Below are 17,064 nucleotides of genomic sequence, written 5' to 3'. Positions count from 1 at the left end.
CGCCGGTTCCCGTCCTTTGCGACGGCTTAGTCTGCGTCGAGGAACTGGCCTAGATTGTCCTTGAATTCCGGCCAGGTGATCTCGAACAACGGGTCGCCATCCGCGCCCTTGCCCTCCAGCTTTCGGAAGCCGAACATTTCGCCCATGCGCAGGATGCTGCGGCGTTCGACCTGCATGATGAAGGGTACGGTTTCGAGATCGAAATCAGACGCAACCTTCCAGATATGGTGGACATGATTGCGCACGAGCCGCCGAATTGCGGCAGAGCCATCTGCCTTGCCGCCGGCCGGGCGGTAAGTGGTCAGCATACCAATCGCAAACAGGAGGATACAGTCGCATGGCTCCCCCTTTGCTGCGACATGAATGTCCATTACATCGTGATCTGACAACACACCCCGCTTGTAGAGATGGGTCGCAGTCGGGTTCAACGGAATAACCATAGAGATACCCATCCGCTCCCCGGTTTCATCCAGCACGAATGCAAAGCTTTGCGGATAGCGGTCATGAACGCTGGTGTTGCGCAACAGCTTGTCGACATAGTCCCCGGAATAGTTTGCGCTTTCCTCGAAACACTCGGCGTTCATGCGGCTGAATTCCTTCAGCGCGTCATTGTCCGACACGATTTCCAGCTCATGCGCAGGAAAGCGCAATTCACCTAGCTCGGCCAGGGAGCTGAGATCCTTGATCAGGTGCGGCTGGCGCTTCTTCACGATCCGCTCAGCCACCTTCTCGGCCGGGTTGCGCGTCAGCAGATAGCGCAAGAGTGGCAGGGCGACGACGAGAGTCAGCGTCACAGATTGCGCAAGCCCCACCGTGTTGAACACGAACGCGCTCAGCGCGCTTGCCTCACTGGCCCAGTTTGCAAATTGCGGGAAGAAAGCGGATGTCAGGCGAACGACCGTACTGACGAACAGCACGACCAGCACGCCGATCCAGATCCACCGCTCAAACCGGGAGAGATCATTCAGCCCCTTCTGGACCTTCCTGAATATGCCTGCTGCCTTCATGTCCCCGCCCACCGCGATATGTGTTCCGCGCGGCAGATAGGCCGGGTTCGCCATTCAGGGCAAGACTTCCGCGTCGACAGGCTTGGAGCCGCGAACGTTTGGCGTAAGATTGCGCAAAGGGAGAACAGGATGAAACAGATAACAGGAATTGCCGCATCGCTGCTTGTGATGACCAGTGTCGCGGGCTGTGCAGGTCAGAGCGCTGTGCTGCCGGAAACGGGCATCACCCATGATGCGGACTATCCACCGGCACTGGTGGAAATGAATTTCCAGAGCCACGGCAAGCGGTTGAACGGTCTTGTCTATGTTGCCGATGGCCCCGGCCCGCACCCGACCGTTCTGCTGTTGCACGGCTTTCCGGGCAACGAGAAGAATCTTGACTTGGCTCAGGATCTCCGCGCGAACGGCTTCAATGTCCTGTTCTTTCACTATCGCGGCACCTGGGGCAGCGAGGGCGATTTCTCCTTCACGCACGTGATTGAAGATGTGGCCTCAGCCGCTGACCATGTTCGCACCAACGCCGACGCCTACCGGAGCGATCCTGGCAAGATCATCCTGATCGGGCATTCGATGGGCGGGTTCGCCGCGCTGGCTGCTGGTGCAAAGGATGAGACGATCGCGTGCGCTGCGGGGCTCGCCCCGGCAAACTTCGCAGTCGTGGCGGACGCCATCTCCGCGAGCGCAGACATGAAGGCCGGGTTTTCCGCCTATGGTGACACGCTGCAAATGCTGGCCGGAACATCTGGTGATGAGCTGATCCGTGAGCTGATCGAAAATCGGGACGCGTTTGATATTGCGGCCATTGCGCCGGAGTTTGCAGGACGCAACGTGCTGATCATTGCAGCCGACGAGGATGAAGCCGTGCCGCTGGGGACAGTCATTCATCCCCTCATGGAGGCTTACACCCAGAGCCCGGACGTGAACGCCACGACGCTCACTCTTTCGGGCGACCATTCCTTTTCATGGTCACGCGAGGAGATGATCGCATCCGTTCTGGATTGGGTGGAGGTGTGCCGTTAGTTCGGGCGGTGCTCGTCGCCGTCGCCGCTCCAGAAGCGCTTGATGCGACCGAGGAAGCCTTCGCTCTCCGGATGGCAGTCAGCGCCGGTGCACTCGCAGAATTCGCGCATCAGCTCTTTCTGGCGAGCCGACATGTTTCGCGGCGTTTCGACAAACATTTCCACGAACAGATCGCCCGTATGGCCTGACTGGCGCACGGATGGCATGCCCTTGCCGCGCAGGCGCAGCTTGCGGCCTGTCTGCGCGCCTTCTGGCACGACAACACGGGCGCGGCCACCATCAATGGTCGGGATCTCGATCTCGCCGCCCAGCGCAGCGGTCGCCATCGGCACCGGCGCGCGGCAATAAAGGTTCGGGCCATCGCGTTCGAATATGTCATGTTCGACAACATCGACGAAAATGTAGAGGTCGCCGCTCGGGCCGCCCAGTTCGCCCGGTTCGCCCTCACCTGACAGGCGGATGCGCATGCCGCTCTCCACGCCTGCCGGGATCTTCACTTGCAGCTTGCGTTCTTCGCGGACCTGACCGACGCCGCCACATTCCTTGCAAGGCTTCTTGATAATCTTGCCCTTGCCGCCACAGCGGACGCAGGTGCGCTCCATCGTGAAGAAGCCTTGCTGTGCGCGCACGCGGCCCGCACCGTCACACGTGTCACAGGTTTCCGGCTGTGTGCCCGGCGCGGCGCCAGACCCGTCACAGCCTGTACAGGGCACGGCCTGCGGGACATGGATGGTTTCTTCCTTGCCGGCCCAGGCTTCGGCCAGCGTGATTTCCAGATCGTAGCGCAGGTCCGAACCGCGCTGTGGCCCGCCCCGGCGACGACCGCCGCCAAAGCCGCCCGCACCAAATACCTGGCTGAACAGGTCGGAGAAGATGTCTTCCGGATTGGCGCCCTGGCCGAACGGGTTGCCTCCGCCCCCGCCGCCATTTTCAAAGGCACCATGCCCGAACCGATCATAGGCGGCACGCTTCTGGCCGTCGCTCAGAATTGCGTAGGCTTCGCCCACTTCCTTGAATTTCTCTTCGGCTTCCGGATTCCCTGCATTCTGGTCAGGATGATACTTCATCGCCAGCTTGCGGTAGGCGGACTTCAGCTGTTTCTCGTCCGCATCCTTGGATACGCCCAAAATCTCGTAATAGTCGCGCTTGCTCATGGAATGGCTATCGTCTTCCAGGATTGTCTCAAATCAGCCGCTCATGTGGGGGAGCACCGCGCGACGTGCAAGGGATCGTCACAGGTCGCGCAGCGTCAGGACGGGTATCAGCTGGGGCCAACAGGCGTTGTCGGGAAGGATTGCACACCCCCCTCGACCAGTTCTGCCCCGCCGGGCTGAATCTGCATCACGGCCAGGCCACGCTCGGATGTGCCGTCAATGCGGAAGCGGAACAGGCCATTTACGCCGAAGAAGCCGTCGGGATCGGTCACGCCGCCATAGGTCAGGCTGTCATCGGCGGCCAGACGGACGGTCAGCGCCGCGGCATCATAGGCCAATGCGGCCAGATCAGTCGGCGCGCGGCCATAGATCCGGCGATAGGTCTGGGTGAAGGCCGTCTTGTTGTTGGGATCAGTCGAGGCGTAATAGCCGCCGCGCAGGGTTGGCTCACGCCAGATGCTGGAATCGTCCCAATATGACGTACCGATCAGCTTCACCTGACGCATGTCGACGCCATTGTATGGCAGCAGCGGCGCGACAGACAGCAGTTTCACTCCGCGCTCCGGAATCATCACAGCGACACGATCCAGACGCCCGGACAGTTCGTTCTTGAGAACATTGGCGATCTGACGCGCTTCAGCGCCAGCGCCGCTGTCTTCGCCGTAAAATGCCGAGGCAGCCAGCACTGCGCCCAGACGCGGGGCTTCGTAACGCATCGCCGCTTCGATCTGGCGGCCATACTCAGAGCGTGGCCCCAGGAAAACGAACGTATCCACGCCGCGCGACGCGACATACTCCATCACACGGCGCACTTCTTCGTCAGGCGTGATTGAAGCGAGATAGGCCCCGCCCCCGGCGGCAGACCGGTCATTCGAGAAGCCGATAACCGGCACGTCTTCCTTGCGGGCTTTTTCCCGCACGGTTTTCACATTCGCCCCAAAGAGCGGGCCTAGAACAACATCCACCTTGTCTTCAAAGGCTTCATCAAGGCGCGCTTCCGCAACAGACGTCTTGCCGGCGGTGTCCTTTGGGATGATCAGGAAATCCTTGTCGGCATATTCGAACAGCGCCAGCTCAATTCCGGCGAGCATGCTTTCAGCCTCGGCGCGAACATTCGCGTTCGGGTGAGAGAAAGGCAGCAGCACAGCGGCGCGCTTGATCTCACGGCCCTGCATGAAGGGTGGTGTCAGGCCCCGGTCTCCCCGTCCCCGGCGCATGTCGTCGAGATCTTCAATGTCAGTGATTTCGATTTCTTCGCCCGGCACATTGCCGAGGTCCCGAGGGACACCGGTAACCGGTTCGTCACGCGGCTGTCCGGTGCCAATCGGCACTGGCTGGCGCGCTGGCGCTGTGGCACAGGCTGTGGCCAGAAGCAGCGAAGCCAACAGAAGACTTGGCGCGGGAAGCTTCCTGAGCAATGGTTGAAGCAATGTCATCTCCTGATCCTTCTGACTCCGGGGCGATTCCCGCCTCCGCCGACTCTAGGCCCGGCCACCCCAAGGGGCAACCGGCTGTATCTCTGGATCCGGGTCTCTATGTGGTTTCCACCCCGATCGGCAATCTGCGCGACATCACCCTGCGCGCACTCGACGTGCTGGCCGCTGCCGATGAGGTTCTGGCAGAGGACACGCGCGTCGCCGGAAAGCTGATGTCGGCCTATGGGATTAAAGCGCGGCTCAGCCCCTATCATGACCACAATGGGGCGGAACGGAGACCGGGCCTGATCTCGGCCCTGCAGGACGGCGCCAGGATCGCGTTGATCTCTGACGCCGGTACGCCGCTTGTCTCGGATCCGGGCTGGAAGCTGGCGCATGAAGCGCTGGAGGCTGGCGTGAAAGTCATCCCCGTGCCGGGAGCATCCGCCATGCTGGCCGGTCTCGTGGCCAGTGGCTTGCCAAGTGACAAATTCCTGTTCGCGGGCTTCCTGCCGCCTAAATCCGGCGCGCGCAAATCTGCGGCAGACGCGCTGAAAGCTGTGCCGGGCACGCTGATCTTCTATGAAAGTGGCCCCCGTCTTGCCGACGCGCTGGCAGACCTTGCTGCCGTGCTCGGACCGCGTGACGCTGCGGTGACCCGGGAGCTGACCAAACTGTTCGAGGAAACGCGGCGCGGCACGCTGGCAGACCTTGCCGCGCACTATGCCGAAGCCGGCCCGCCACGCGGGGAAATCGTGCTGCTCGTCGGCCCACCGGGCGAAGCGGAAGTGACTGCCGAAGGCCTGGACGCTGCGCTGCGCGATGCCCTGCAGGACCAGCCGACAAAAGCCGCCGCCAATGCGGTCGCCGAAGCGCTCGGCCTGCCCAAGCGGGAGGTTTATCAACGCGCCCTGCAATTGAAGGCCGATGGCTGACGCCCGGCGCCCAAGCGACAAGCGCACGGCCGCCGAAAGACGTGGCCGAACCGGGGAGACCTATGCCGCGCTCTTCCTGCGCCTCAAGGGCTATCGCATCCTCGCGCATAGGGTGCGCACACCGGTAGGTGAGATTGACCTGATCGCGGAAAAGTCCGGTACGATCGTGTTTATAGAGGTGAAAGCCCGCAAGCGTGAGGCAACGGCGATTGATGCGGTCAGCGTCAATGCGTGGCAGCGCATCGCCCGCGCAGCCGAAAACTGGATGGCCAAGCGGCCGCAATACTCACAGCATGGGTGGCGCTACGATCTGATCGGCATTGTGCCGGGTCGCCTGCCAATTCACCTGCGCGATGCCTGGCGGCCGGGCATGGCCTGAAGCATTATCCGTCCTCAGGTTTTGGGTTCGGCCTTCGGCGCGTTCTTGGCTGGGTCTTTGCCCTGCGACTTTGCACGTTTGCGGTAAACGCGCGTCAGCGGGCTTTTTGCCATTGGAATGTAGCGTGACTTCTTGCCGATGATGCGCGGACGGCGCTTGATGCCGATGCGCAGCAGCGTGAAGACGGCCAGCACAAGATAGACGCCCGCGATATACCAGAACAAGGCTGCAGGCTCGAACGCGCTCATGACCAGCGCGCCGACCAATGCGCCGACGACAGAGCCCACGCCATAAAGCAGCAACAAACCGCCACTGGTTGCGACGGCCTTGCCGACCTGAGCATGGTCATTCGCGTGCGCACAGCAGATGCCAAACACAGGAATGATGAAGGCACCGAACAGGAAGCTGAAGCCCAGCATGGCGTTCTCTGACAAGCCCGCAAACGTGGCAAGCAAGGCTGACGCCCCGGTGCCCAGCAGGGAGCTGGCGAAAATCACCATGCGGCGGTCAATCTTGTCTGACAGCCAACCGGTTGGGAACTGGAACAGGCCCGCCCCGATGATGGCGGTACTCATGAAGGCTGCGATCGCTGCCGCGCCATAGCCGAGTTCCTGCACATAGACCGGCGCCATGCCCCAGAAGGCAGCATTGGCAAGCCCCGTCGCCGCCGCGCCAATCGCGCCGACCGGCGAGACCTTGTAGAGCTGCACGATGTCCAGCTTCGCCGTTTCCAGCGGCGCGGGCGATGAAGACCGGGTCAGCGCCACAGGCACGAGCGCAATGGAGATCAGGATGGACACCAATACGAACAGCTGGAAGCCTTCCGGCGGCGCGATGGCGAGCAGGCCGTTGCCAATGGTCACGGCGCCAAGGTCAACAATACGGTAGACCGACAGGATCTTGCCGCGGTTCTCATTCGTTGCGCGTTCATTGATCCAGCTTTCCAGAACCATGGTCAGGCCCGCAAAGCTGAAACCCGTGATGAAGCGCAGACCGCCCCACGCAATCGGCTCGACAAAGAGGATGTGCGCCAATGCGCTCGACGAAGCGATGGAGGCGAGGGCCACGAAGGCGCGGATATGCCCAACGCCCTGAATCATGCCGGGCACAAGGCGGCACCCGAGAATAAACCCGGCATAATAGGCCGACGCCAACAAGCCGATGACAGTGGTCGGAAAGCCCTCGATGTCGCCGCGCACGGACAGGAGGGTGCTCTGCAAGCCGTTCCCGGCATACAGGATGGCCGCAGCGAACAAGAGGGCAGCAATGGCGGAGATAGATCTGAACATTCCAGCCTCGTAAGCGCGGTCATTCCTGGAGCGGGCGAACACCGAAGCGAAGACGATGCACGAAGCTGCGTTCCAATCGCGGCTGTAGAAATCCCGACTCCACCTGTCAATGATTGACGTGCGCCAATCTTCCCCAGCCTGAACCGTGATGCAACCACCCGGCCCGCCAGCCGTTGCGAGAGGGGGAATGGATACGAAAAGGAAGACGACGATGCCTGGCCTGCTGGTGAACGGAGAGTGGAAGCAGAAAGACGAGTTCGCCGGAGATGACGGCAAATTCGACCGTGAAGATTCCGCCTTCCGCAATTGGATCACGCCGGATGGCTCTCCCGGCCCGGATGGACAAGATGCGGTAAAGGCCGAGGCGGGCCGGTTCCATCTCTATGTGTCCTATGCGTGCCCGTGGGCCCATCGCGCGCTTATCTTCCGCCTTCTGAAAGGACTCGAGGACTTGATCCCGGTCAGCGTGGTTCACCCGCATATGCTGGGTGAAGGATGGGAACTGAAGACGGATTTTCCCGGCGCGTCCGGAGACCCGCTCTATGGGAAGGAATACTTGCACCAGATCTACACAAAGGCGAAGTCGGACTATTCCGGCAAGGTGACCGTGCCGGTTCTCTGGGACAAGCAGGAGGAAACCATCATCAACAATGAAAGCGCCGAAGTCATCCGGATCTTCAATACCGCTTTCAACGAAATCACCAGAAACAGAGCCGACTTCTATCCTGCTGATTTGCGCGACGAGATCGATCATGTGAATGAGCGCGTCTACGAACCGGTGAACAATGGCGTCTACAAATGCGGCTTTGCCCAGACACAAGATGCCTATGACGAGAACATCGTGCCCCTGTTCGATGCGCTGGACTGGCTGGAGCAGCGCCTGTCGGATGGCCGCGAATGGCTGGTCGGTGATCAGCTGACGGAGGCCGACATTCGCCTGTTTACCACGCTGATCCGGTTTGATCCGGTCTATTTCGTGCATTTCAAATGTAACGTGAAAATGATCCGTCAGTATGATGCCCTCAGCGCCTACATGAAGCGAATCCATGACATGCCGGAGGTGAAACCGACCGTGCATTTCGACCACATCAAACAGCATTATTATTACTCTCATGCACACATCAATCCGTACCGGATCGTACCGCAGGGCCCTCGCGACACTGTCTCCTGATACAGGCGACAGTTGTGCCGCACCCCGTATAACCCCTGATTGAGATCGTCCTCCACGAAACTGTATCCTCCCGCTGACGCCATACACAGGAGGGCGACATGGATGGAAGCTTCCCGATTCCGGAGATTGAAAGCGGGCGGGCAGACGCTGCGTTTCGTGAAGAGGTGGATGCCTTTCTCGATGCTGAGCTGACCGAAGAACTCCGCGCGGCTGGCCGGGAAACCACGGGGCTGAAATCCCCGCGTTGGGCATGCGACGCATGGCGCAAACGCCTGCTCGCGAGAGGATGGTTTGCGCCGTCCTGGCCAATTGAACGTGGCGGCGCAGACTGGAGTGCGGCGCAGCGGTTGTATTTCGAGAATGCCTGCGCACAGCGTGATGCGCCCATCATCATGAATTCCGGCGTCCGCACAATCGGCCCACTGATTATTGCAGAAGGAAGCGAGGACCAGAAAGCCCGCTACCTGCCCGCCATCCTGAATGGCGAGCATGAATGGTGCCAGGGTTTTTCCGAGCCGCAAGCCGGATCAGATTTGTCAGCCCTATCATTGCGCGCAACGCGAGATGGCGATGATTTCATCCTGAATGGCAGCAAGGTCTGGACCAGCTTCGCGCAATATGCCTCGCATATGTTCCTGCTGGCGCGATGCGACGACGGCAGTGCGGGACGTGATGGCCTTGTCTTCCTGCTCGTTGAGATGAACCGTCCCGGTATCCGGGTGCGTCCCATCGACTTCATCAGTGGAGAGACGGAAACAAATGAGGTTTTCTTTGACAATGTCCGAACGCCCGCCGCCGATCGTATCGGAGACATTGGCGAAGGTTGGAGAGCCGCAAAGGCATTGATGGCGATTGCGCGGTCAAACAATACGACCACCGGCCTGCTCCGCCGCGCCCTACGGGCCGCCAAGCGGGGCATGATTGGTCTTGCGCCGTCTCAGGATCTCTACAATCTGGCCATGAAGGTCGACACGTTTGAAGCATTGGAGGCGCGTGTCGCCAGCGGCGAAATGCCCGTCGGTTCTGCGGCAAGTTCTTCTGTGCTCAAAGTGATCGCCACAGAACTGCATCAGGCAATTACGCAGGCAGGCCTCGGCCTGGCCCCGAACAGTGACTTTGCACAAGCGAAATATCTATCGACCCGCGCCGCCACGATTTATTCCGGCACCAGCGAGGTGCATCGGAACATATTGGCGCACGCCATCGGCTGCCCCTGATCAGCGTCCGTCTGCAGCGCGAATGACCTCCGCGAGGCTCAGGCCAGCGCCTTGTCCTTCGCGGGGGCATCTGCGCCCATCCGGTCATAGACAAATTCCTCGCTGTCCAGATCGATCAGCGGCATCTCGTCTTTCTCGCGCCAGTAGTCCTGCGAGTGTTGCCAGATGTCATGCGCGCCACGCTTCGGCATCAGGTGGAGCGAACGCATCATGTAGCCGGGGTTGAAATTGTCCGGGTCCATCCAGAGCAGGATTTCCATATCCTTGTCTTGCTCGCGAAGCTCAACGCGCACTTCCTTCGCCCCCTTGTCGTCCATATGCTTCAGCAGGCGGCTGATGAAATCGCCCATCAGATCAACCCGCAAGGTCCAGCTAGCGCGGAAGTACCCGAACACCCAGGCCATGTTCGGCACACCCGTGAACATCATGCCGCGATAGGTAACCGTCTGACTGAAATCAATGGGCTGGCCATCCTTCGAGAAGGGAATGTCACCGAGTACGGATAGATTGAACCCGGTGGCAGTGATGATGATATCCGCCTGAAGCTCCTCGCCGGATTTCAGCAGGATGCCACTTTCGGTGAACCGGTCGATATGGTCGGTCACGACACTGGCCTTGCCGCTGGCGATGCCCTGAAACAGGTCGCCATCCGGGACGAACGCGATGCGTTGCTGCCACGGGCGGTAATTCGGGGTGAAGTGAGGATCGATGGGATAATCCGGCCCCAGCAGATCGCGAACGCCCTTCAGCAGTTCGGCCCTTACGATGTCCGGCTGCTTCTGGGCCAGTTCCGTGAATTTCGCCTGATCAAACAGAACACGCTTGCGAATGATCTTGTGGATCCAGTCCGCGTCCACGCCTTCTTCCCGCAGCGCGTCGGCCAGTTCGTTCACATTGCGGCCCGGGGTAAAATAGGTGGGGGAGCGTTGCAACAGCGTGACATGTTCGCACTCGCCCGCAATGGCCGGCACCACAGTGGCCGCCGTCGCGCCAGAGCCGATACAGATAACCTTCTTGCCATTGAGGTTTACATCATCGGGCCAGGTTTGCGGATGGATGATCTGCCCCCGGAAGTCCTGCATGCCTTCCCATTCGGGCGTGTACCCCTCCTCATGATTGTAATAGCCTTGGCACATCCACAGAAAGCCGGCCGTGAAGACCTGCGTGTCATCCGTGTCCGAGCGCTTCGCGGTGACGGTCCAGACCTTGCCCTCGGATGACCAGTCCGCCGAAACGATCCGGTGATTGTACCGGATGTGTTGGTCCAGATCGTTCTCTTCGATGACCTCGCCCATATAGGCGAGGATTTCATGCGCCGCCGCGATGGGCGCGCCTTCCCACGGCTTGAAGCGATAGCCGAATGTATAAAGGTCACTATCGGACCGGATGCCCGGATAGGTGTGCGTGCGCCATGTGCCGCCGAAATCACTCTGCGCTTCCAGCACGCAGAACGACTTTCCCGGAGACTGGTGCCGCATGTGCCAGGCCGCCCCGACACCGGAAATGCCCGCCCCGACAATCAGGACGTCAAAATGCTCTGAGGGCGTGGCGGCGGGTGATGTGGGCATGTTTTCCTCCGGGGTGCCGGGCCATCATTTACGGGCCCTGGTCGATACTGGTTTCACTGAACCAGTTTGTGCCTCTCTTATCACTCGGGAAATACCCGTATTGTAAGGCGTGACCTCGCGGCAGGCGGCACATTGCACGCCATGCCTTCTCATTGCCCTATTCCTGAAGCAATTAACCTGTTGAAAAATCGAATTCGGGTATCTGGAACACATGGCGAAAACACCCAGAAAACCGCCCGCAAAAGCAGGCAAGACGACAGGCGCCCGCGCCATAAAGGTGCGACGCTCGCGCTTCGGTTTCCTGAAGACCCGCGCCGGGCGTTATCTGATGCTGTTCCTGCTGATCGCGCTGCTGGCCGGGGCCGGTTGGGCCTTCTGGAAGTGGCGCTCTCTCTACTTCGGCATGCCCAGCCTGCCGCCCGTGGCGGAGCTGTGGGATGCCAAGCGCGAACCCGCCATCGAATTCGTGGATCGCAATGGGAACACGCTGGATGTTCGCGGCCCGCGCTATGGGCGCGCGACCGATGTCAGCCGCCTGCCCGACCATGTACCGCAGGCCTTCATCGCCGCCGAAGACAAACGCTTCTATGAGCATGATGGCGCAGACGACGCGGCCATCGCCCGCGCGGCCTGGTCTAACATGCGCGCCGGAGAGACCGTGTCCGGTGCATCCACCATCACCCAACAGCTGATCAAGAACCTCGTTCTGGACAGCCGCCAGACCATCTCCCGCAAGGCGCAGGAGATGAAACTGGCACGCGAGTTGGAGAAGAAACTCACAAAAGACGAGATTCTGTCGCTCTATCTGAACCGAGTGTATTTCGGCGCGGGTCTCTACGGCATTGATGCTGCCTCACGCTATTATTTCGGCAAGCCGCCAGAGGAATTGTCGGTGCCGGAGGCCGCCATCCTCGCTGCACTGCCCAAGGCCCCGTCCAAACTGAATTTGCGCGATAATCTGGAAGGCGCCAAATCCCGCCAGCTTTATGTGCTGCAGCAGATGCAAGATCTCGGCTTTATCACACAGGATGAGGTCACCGAGGCCATCGAGACCGATATCACCATCATCGATGCACCGGATTACGACCCGCAACTCGGTTATGTTATGGATACCGTCGCTGACCGGGTGAAGCTGATGCTGCCCCGCCCGCCGGGCGACATGGTGGTGACCTTATCGATTGATGTCGAGCTGCAGCAGAAGATCCACGCCAAACTGAATGAGCGGATGGAGAAAGATGGTGAAGCCGCAAAGGCGAGCCAGGCCGCCGCGCTCGTGATTGACCGCGAGGGGCGCGTCGTCGCCCTCGTCGGCGGCCGAGACTTTACCGAGTCCGAGTTCAACCGCGTCACCCAAGCCAAACGCCAGCCGGGCTCCAGCTTCAAACCATTCGTCTATGCGGCAGCGCTTGAAAGCGGCTTTTCTGCCTATGACGTATTCGAGGACGCGCCGCTCTCTATCGGAAAGTGGAAGCCCGAAAACTATGGCGGCGGTTTCCTTGGCCCGATGACCCTGAGCGAAGCCATGGCCCGGTCCACCAATACCGTCGCTGCAGAGCTGACTCAGGAAGCCAGCGAAGAGAGCGTCATTGGCATTGCCCGCCGGTTTGGCATCACCACTCCGTTGAAGCCTTTCCCATCCATCGCGCTTGGCAGTCAGGAAGTGTCGCTGTGGGAGATCACCCGCGCCTTCGGCACATTCCAGTCAGGTGGCCTCCGCATGGACCCTTGGCTGATTGAAAAGATCGAGAATTCGCGCGGCGACGTGCTCTATACGCGGCCGGATTACAATCGCGACCGTGTGTTCGATCATGAATTGGCAAAAGAGATGAACGGCATGCTGTCGCGTGTGACGAATGCCTCCTTCGGAACCGGCCAGCGCGCCAAATTCGGCAACTGGACCGTCGCGGGCAAGACCGGCACCAGCCAGGACTGGCGCGATGCCTGGTTCATTGGCTTCTCCAATGCCTATGTTGGCGGGGTCTGGATCGGCAATGATGATGACAGCCCGATGGCGAAAGTTTCCGGCGGTGGCCTGCCTGCCGATCTCTGGTCGGACATCATGGAGATTGCACATGCCGGCATGCCACCCGAACCGCTGCTTGGCGCAGAAGTTGGCATGGAGATGAGTGAAGCGGCGGAAGAGCGCATTACGTTCTATCGCGGCATGGCCCAGGCCTTCGCCACGGCGTCCAGCTCCCGAACCGGCAGCGGCGTACGCGTTATCCGTCAGTAACAGCCGCTATGATGCGGGGCCTTTCCCGCGACCTGCAAACCGCCTAAAGACCGCGCATGTTTGATCCTGTTGTCTACGAAACCCTGATGCTGGCTCTGGAAGATGGCGCCGTGAGCGTGCCTGAGAGCGGGCCGGTCCTGTTCCTGCGCGCGGAAGTGACGCCCTACTTGTCCCAGCTGCCGAAAGACCGGCTGGTCTGCCAGAACAGTTTCAAGCCGGATCATGACGCACTGAAGGCCGCCGGGTTCGAGGTTCTGCCGCCTGAGGCCGAACACTTTCCCGCTGCGCCGCTGACGCTGATCCTGCCACCGCGCCAAAAGGACGAGACGCGCGCCCTGCTCGCCCGCGCCCTGCGGGATGCGCCGGAGGGCGGTACCCTTCTCGCCTGCTTGCCAAACACGCTCGGCTCGAAAACCATTGAGAAACTACTCCGCGAAATCGCCGGCGAAACTGAAGCGCTGTCCAAGAACAAATGCCGCGCCTTCTGGGCCGTCAAAGACAGCAGTCGGATCAACACCGTTCTGATGAACGAATGGATAGCCCTTGATGCGCCGCAGCCGATGGAAGGTGGCATTTCCAGCCGCCCGGGCCTGTTCTCATGGAACAGGATCGATGCGGGCTCCGAATTACTGGCAGACAGTATTCCGGAATACATCAAGGGACGCGGCGCTGACTTTGGCGCAGGACAAGGATTCCTGACGCGCGAAGTCCTCGAGAACTGTCCGCATGTGGAACATATGACGCTGCTGGAAGCCGAGCATCGCGCCCTGCCCTGTATTGCAGAAACGCTGTCAGGCTTTGACAATTGGGACGCGCAATGGGCGGACGCGACCAAAGATGCAGGCACGGCGCTGTACGACTTCATCGTGATGAACCCACCTTTTCACGTAGGCCGGGCCGACGCAGCATCCCTCGGACAGGATTTCATCCGCGCCGCTGCCAAGGCGCTGAAGACCGGCGGACAACTCTGGCTCGTCGCCAATCGGCACCTGCCCTATGAACAGGTACTGGGCGAATGCTTCAAGGCACATGAAATGCTGGAAGACGCCGGTGGCTACAAGATCATCCGCGCGGAGAAACCGAAGCGGAAGCGATGAAGACTGATCGTCAGCTTGCGAAATATCTCGCCAATCTCGGCTATGGCAGCCGTAAGGAAATGGAGGCTGCCATCCGGTCTGGTCGGGTCACGGGGTCAGGCGACAATTTGCGCTTCGACGATGAACCGCTCGATCCTGCGCCGGGCATGGTTCTGATGATGAACAAGCCCGCGGGCTGTACCTGCTCGCGCGCCGACCAGGGCCGACTGGTCTATGAATTACTGCCCCCCCGCTTCCTGCAACGCAGCCCCGCACTTTCGACAGTCGGGCGACTGGACGCCGACACGACCGGGCTTCTCCTGTTCACGGATGATGGCAAATTGCTGCACAGACTGATCTCCCCGAAATCGTCCACCGAGAAGACCTATGAGGCAACACTTGCCCGCCCGCTCGAAGGACACGAAGGTGATTTGTTCGCAAGCGGCACATTGGTGCTGCGCGGCGAAGACAAACCGCTTCTGCCGGCAAAGCTGGACGTTACCGGAGAGCGCAGCGCACGCCTGACCATCACCGAAGGCCGCTACCATCAAGTGCGCCGCATGTTCGCCGCTGCGGGCAATCATGTCGAAACGCTGCACCGCTTGCGCTTCGGTCCGCTCGAACTCGGTGACCTGCCCGAAGGCGAATGGCGCCTGCTGAAACCGGGCGAGATTGCAGCGCTGGCACCCTAGCGCGCGGCTCCGGCACACGCTACATCGCAAAAATGGCTCAACCTCCCCTGATTACCCTGAATGATGTTCGCCTGACCTTTGGCGGCAAACCCCTGTTTACCGGGGTCAGCTTTTCGCTGTCCAAAGGAGAACGCGTCGCGCTGGTCGGCCGCAATGGCGCGGGCAAGTCGACGCTGATGAAGATCATTTCCGAAAGCGTGGAAGCAGACAGCGGAGAGGTCTGGCGCCAACCGGGCATCACCTATGCCGTTGTCGCACAGGAGCCGAGCCTGGCGGGCTATGACACCGTTCTAGATTATGTGGCAGACGGGCTGGAGGCCAGCTATATGGCTGAGGCCGAATTGATGGAGTTCGGCGTCGATGCCGGTGCCGACCCAGCCACGCTATCGGGCGGCCAGCAACGCCGCGCCGCCCTTGCCCGCGCCTTCGCCCGCGATCCCGATGTGATCCTGCTGGATGAGCCGACCAACCATCTGGATGTGCCCATGATCGAGGCGCTGGAAGCGCGCCTGAAGGGCTTCAATGGCGTCGTCTTGCTGGTCAGCCACGACCGTCGGTTCCTGGAGAATGTCTCGACGAACACGCTATGGCTGCGTCAGGGAAAGGTTCTGAAAAGCCCGGAAGGCTATACAAAGTTCGACGAATGGGCCGAACAGATCGAAGTGGAAGAAGAGCGCCAGCTGCGGCGGATGACCACTCAGTTGAAGGATGAACAGCACTGGCTGGCGCGCGGGGTGACTGGCCGGCGCAAGCGCAACCAGGGCCGCCTTGCAAAGCTGAAACAGATGCGGGTGCAGCATGCCGAAATGCGTGGCGCCCTTCAGGACCGCAAGAGCACAGCCGATCTGTCTGTCAGCTCCGGCGACTCCATGAGCAAGAAGGTCATCGAGGCCAAGGGACTGTCGAAAACGTTCGATACGCCAAACGGTCCCCTCGTGATCGCGGATGATCTCTCCCTGCGCATTCTGCGCGGTGACCGTATCGGGATCATCGGCCCGAATGGCGCGGGAAAGACCACGCTTGTCCGCCTGCTGCTCGGCGAAATCGAGCCAGATGCCGGCAATGTGCGCCTCTCCAAGACGCTGCAGGTGACGTATCAGGACCAGACCCGGGATTCCCTCAACGCGACAGACACTGTGTGGGAGGCCCTCGCCCCGAATGGGGGGGATTCCATCATGGTTCAGGGCAATCAGCGCCATGTCGCGGCGTATGCCAAGGACTTCCTGTTCAAGCCAGAGCAGCTACGCCAGCCGGTTGGCGCGCTTTCGGGCGGGGAGCGCAATCGTCTCGCGCTCGCCATCGGCCTGGCGCAGCCGTCGAACCTGCTTGTTATGGACGAACCGACCAACGATCTCGACATGCAGACCCTTGAGCTGCTGGAGGACATGCTGCTCAATTATGATGGCACACTGATCCTGGTGAGCCATGACCGGGCCTTCCTGGATGCAACGGTGACGAGTTGCCTCTGTCCGGTCGGCGACGGCAGATGGGTCGTGACGGCAGGTGGCTGGAGCGACGCGCAGAACCAGCTGAAGCATTTCCGCAAGTCGGACGCCCCTGTTCAGAAGTCGGAAAAACCGAAAGCAGACAATGCAGTCCGCGCGAAACCGCAGAAAAAGCTTTCATACAAGGATGAGCATCGCCAGAAGGAAATCAATGCGCTGATCCCGAAGCTGCAGCAAGAGATCCGTACGCTGGAAGAGAAGATGAGCGATCCTGATTTCTACACGCGAGACCCAAACGGCTTTGCCAAAGCATCAGACCGGATCGGCGCCGCGCGCGACGAGCTGGACGAAATCGAGATGGAATGGCTGGAGATCGAAGAAAAGCGCGAAGCGCTGGCCGGGTCCTGAACAACCATTCCTTAAGACCGCGCACCTAGTCTCTTCCGCAAGACGGATGGAGTCC

14 protein-coding genes are annotated in these 17,064 nt (G+C 60.6%); 9 read left to right on the top strand and 5 right to left on the bottom strand.

Features of this window, described 5'->3' with window-relative positions; all coding sequences use genetic code 11:
* Positions 1-26: 26 nt before the first annotated feature.
* Positions 27-1,061, bottom strand: coding sequence for a hypothetical protein (locus HF931_RS09000; protein ID WP_273239750.1), 1,035 nt, complete (start codon positions 1,059-1,061; stop codon positions 27-29).
* A gap of 75 nt (positions 1,062-1,136) precedes the next feature.
* Here HF931_RS09000 and HF931_RS08995 point away from each other — a divergent pair, with 75 nt between their 5' ends.
* Complete coding sequence (locus HF931_RS08995) at positions 1,137-2,027, top strand: alpha/beta hydrolase family protein (protein WP_273239749.1); 891 nt, start codon at positions 1,137-1,139, stop codon at positions 2,025-2,027.
* Here the strand turns inward: HF931_RS08995 and dnaJ are convergent.
* The gene (dnaJ, locus tag HF931_RS08990) at positions 2,024-3,181 is read right to left on the bottom strand and encodes a molecular chaperone DnaJ (RefSeq protein WP_273239746.1); all 1,158 of its coding nucleotides are present in this window, start codon (positions 3,179-3,181) and stop codon (positions 2,024-2,026) included. The genes HF931_RS08995 and dnaJ overlap by 4 nt on opposite strands.
* A 107-nt stretch (positions 3,182-3,288) precedes the next feature.
* Entirely contained in the window at positions 3,289-4,617 is a 1,329-nt protein-coding gene (locus HF931_RS08985; RefSeq protein ID WP_273239745.1) for a penicillin-binding protein activator, read from the bottom strand.
* Between HF931_RS08985 and rsmI the strand changes: the two genes are divergently transcribed.
* Positions 4,611-5,531 (top strand): 16S rRNA (cytidine(1402)-2'-O)-methyltransferase, encoded by a 921-nt coding sequence (gene rsmI, locus HF931_RS08980; protein ID WP_273239743.1) that lies wholly within the window; start codon positions 4,611-4,613, stop codon positions 5,529-5,531. The genes HF931_RS08985 and rsmI overlap by 7 nt on opposite strands.
* Positions 5,524-5,910 carry a YraN family protein gene (locus HF931_RS08975; protein ID WP_273239741.1) on the top strand — a complete coding sequence of 129 codons (387 nt, stop codon included), beginning with the start codon at positions 5,524-5,526 and terminating at the stop codon, positions 5,908-5,910. Before rsmI ends, HF931_RS08975 begins: the two co-directional genes overlap by 8 nt.
* A gap of 14 nt (positions 5,911-5,924) precedes the next feature.
* Here the strand turns inward: HF931_RS08975 and HF931_RS08970 are convergent, their stop codons facing one another.
* Positions 5,925-7,199, bottom strand: a complete 1,275-nt coding sequence (locus HF931_RS08970) for an MFS transporter (RefSeq protein ID WP_273014166.1) — start codon at positions 7,197-7,199, stop codon at positions 5,925-5,927.
* Between the two features lie 187 nt (positions 7,200-7,386).
* Here HF931_RS08970 and HF931_RS08965 point away from each other — a divergent pair, with 187 nt between their 5' ends.
* On the top strand, positions 7,387-8,370 hold the full coding sequence (locus tag HF931_RS08965; RefSeq protein ID WP_273239739.1) for a glutathione S-transferase family protein: 984 nt from the start codon (positions 7,387-7,389) through the stop codon (positions 8,368-8,370).
* A gap of 98 nt (positions 8,371-8,468) precedes the next feature.
* On the top strand, positions 8,469-9,587 hold the full coding sequence (locus tag HF931_RS08960; RefSeq protein WP_273239737.1) for an acyl-CoA dehydrogenase family protein: 1,119 nt from the start codon (positions 8,469-8,471) through the stop codon (positions 9,585-9,587).
* Positions 9,588-9,625: 38 nt separating this feature from the next.
* Here the strand turns inward: HF931_RS08960 and HF931_RS08955 are convergent, their stop codons facing one another.
* Complete coding sequence (locus HF931_RS08955) at positions 9,626-11,155, bottom strand: flavin-containing monooxygenase (protein WP_273239735.1); 1,530 nt, start codon at positions 11,153-11,155, stop codon at positions 9,626-9,628.
* A 211-nt stretch (positions 11,156-11,366) separates the two neighbouring features.
* Here HF931_RS08955 and HF931_RS08950 point away from each other — a divergent pair, with 211 nt between their 5' ends.
* From HF931_RS08950 to HF931_RS08935, 4 genes are read left to right on the top strand one after another with little or no spacing between them, the layout of a single operon-like run.
* Entirely contained in the window at positions 11,367-13,388 is a 2,022-nt protein-coding gene (locus tag HF931_RS08950; protein WP_273239733.1) for a transglycosylase domain-containing protein, read from the top strand.
* A gap of 56 nt (positions 13,389-13,444) precedes the next feature.
* On the top strand, positions 13,445-14,485 hold the full coding sequence (locus tag HF931_RS08945; RefSeq protein ID WP_273239732.1) for a methyltransferase: 1,041 nt from the start codon (positions 13,445-13,447) through the stop codon (positions 14,483-14,485).
* Entirely contained in the window at positions 14,482-15,156 is a 675-nt protein-coding gene (locus HF931_RS08940; RefSeq protein WP_273239729.1) for a pseudouridine synthase, read from the top strand. Before HF931_RS08945 ends, HF931_RS08940 begins: the two co-directional genes overlap by 4 nt.
* A 23-nt stretch (positions 15,157-15,179) precedes the next feature.
* Positions 15,180-17,009, top strand: a complete 1,830-nt coding sequence (locus HF931_RS08935) for an ABC-F family ATP-binding cassette domain-containing protein (RefSeq protein WP_420537735.1) — start codon at positions 15,180-15,182, stop codon at positions 17,007-17,009.
* Positions 17,010-17,064: the final 55 nt, after the last annotated feature.

This window comes from Hyphomonas atlantica corrig., assembly GCF_017795365.1.
In the GTDB taxonomy this organism is placed as follows: Bacteria; Pseudomonadota; Alphaproteobacteria; order Caulobacterales; family Hyphomonadaceae; genus Hyphomonas; species Hyphomonas atlantica.
Note: the sequence above shows the minus strand (reverse complement) of the source record. Positions and strands in the feature narration are given on the sequence as shown.